Below are 2033 nucleotides of genomic sequence, written 5' to 3'. Positions count from 1 at the left end.
CGGGGCCGTGAACGGGGGCGAGGGCGGCATCGAAGCCATGCGCGCGAAAGGCGGCGACCGTTTCGGCCCCGACGGCGTCGGGTTCGGACGAGGCGGTGGGGAACACGACGATGCGCCCGCCCGAGAGACGGTGCATCTCGCGATAGACGGCATCATTGTCGTCTTCGAGACGGCCGCCGATGACGGCGAGCTTCGGGCGGTTGCCCGCCGGTTCGGCGGGAGGCTGGGAGATGGACATGGGTGGCGGTCAGGCGTCCGGAGCGATCAGCACGCCGCGCGAATCGGTCACCACCCTGAAGCCCGCGGGCAGGTCGAAGGCGCCGTCCATGATCCGCGCCGCCGCGTCGGGCGCGGGCGCGCCGTCGAAGGCGGGGCGGAAATGGATGATCTGCTTCCAGGAGCGGGTGATGTTCTCGCAGAAGAACAGGACGAGGTCGTCGGGGCGCGCCATATCGAGCGCCGCCTGGAGGGATTGTTCCTCTTCCTCGATGATGCGGATGGCGTCCTCGGCCACGCCGGCGTCGCGCAGCGCGGCCTGCATGATGCGGGGCATCTCGTCCATCGCGCGGCCGCGCGGCGTGTCGTCGCGATGGCAGATATAGACGTCGAAATGTCCGGCCACCCGGGCCGCGATCGCCGCCACGTCCTCATCACGCCGGTCGGCGGGGCAGGTGACGCAGACGATGCGGCGGCCGCGCGGCTTGAGGCGCTCGACCAGTTCGGTCATCGCCGCCACCGCGGCCTCGTTGTGTCCGTAATCGAGGATCACGCGGAAGCCGTGCTCGTCATAGACGTTCATCCGGCCCGGCGACTGGAAGAACGTGTTGTCGAACGTGCGCAGCCCGGTGCGGATCTGGTCCAGCGTCTTGCCCAGCGCATAGGCCATGGCGGCCGCGAACATCGCGTTCTCGACGTTGTGCAGTGCCTTGCCTTCCAGCGTCGCCGGGATCAGGTGCGTCCACATCAGCGGGATGTGCAGCCCGTTGTCGTAGATGACGATCTGCTCGCCATTGATGCCCTGTTCCAGCACGATGGCGCGCTTGCCCAGGCGGATATGCTCGCGCACCAGCATGTGGTCGGGGTTGCGGGTGACGTACATGATGTGTTTCGCGGGGGATTGGGCGGCCATCTTGAGCGTGTATTCGTTGTCGGCGTTCAGCACCACCGTGTCGCGCGTGACCTGGGCGATGACCTGCTTGACCGCCGCCAGTCCTTCGAGCGTGTGCACGCCGCCCAGGCCCAGATGGTCGGACGTCACGTTCAGCACCGCGCCCACGTCGCAGAAACTGTAGCCCAGCCCCGAGCGGACGATGCCGCCGCGCGCGGTTTCCAGCACCGCGATGTCCACCGTGGGGTCGCGCAGCACCATCTTGGCGGAAACCGGGCCGGTCATGTCGCCCTTGATGGTGACGTTGCCGTCGATATAGACCGCGTCGGTCGAGGTCTGGCCGACCACGTGACCGGCCATCTTGAGGATATGCGCCAGCATGCGCGCGCAGGTCGTCTTGCCGTTGGTGCCGGTGAGGGCGGCGATCGGCACGCGGCTTTGCGTCCCCGGCGGGAAGAGCATGTCCATGATCCGGCCGCCCACGTCGCGCGGCTTGCCCTCGGACGGGGCGATATGCATGCGCAGTCCGGGCCCGGCATTGATCTCGCAGATCGCGCCGCCGGTCTCGCGGTAGCTTTTGGTGATGTCCGAGGTCAGGAAATCGACCGCGCCGATATCCAGTCCGATCGCCCGGATGGCGCGTTCGGCCATCAGCTTGTTGTCCGGGTGGATCACGTCGGTCACGTCGATCGCCGTGCCGCCGGTCGAGAGATTGGCGGTCTTGCGCAGATAGATCTTCTGCCCGGCATCGGGAATGCTGTCGGGCGTCATGTCGCGTTCGGCCAGCAGGCGCAGCGCCTGTTCGTCCAGTTCCAGCCGGGTCAGCAGGTTTTCGTGCCCGACGCCGCGGCGCGGGTCGCGGTTTTCCGCCTCGACCAGGGCGGCGATCGTGCGGGCGCCGTCGCCCACCACATGGCCCGGCACG

General features: G+C 68.0%; 2 protein-coding genes. Both read right to left on the bottom strand.

Translation table 11 applies throughout. From position 1 onward, the window contains the following. Positions 1–238, bottom strand: a 238-nt coding sequence (locus HUK84_RS16140) for a type 1 glutamine amidotransferase family protein (RefSeq protein WP_218064417.1), incomplete at its 3' end; no start/stop codon positions are given. A gap of 9 nt (positions 239–247) precedes the next feature. Then, positions 248–2033, bottom strand: a 1786-nt coding sequence (locus HUK84_RS16135) for a Mur ligase family protein (protein WP_246285734.1), incomplete at its 5' end; no start/stop codon positions are given.

The organism is Nguyenibacter vanlangensis (genome assembly GCF_013376155.1).
In the GTDB taxonomy this organism is placed as follows: Bacteria; Pseudomonadota; Alphaproteobacteria; order Acetobacterales; family Acetobacteraceae; genus Gluconacetobacter; species Gluconacetobacter vanlangensis.
This window is presented reverse-complemented; position numbering and strand designations above follow the sequence as displayed.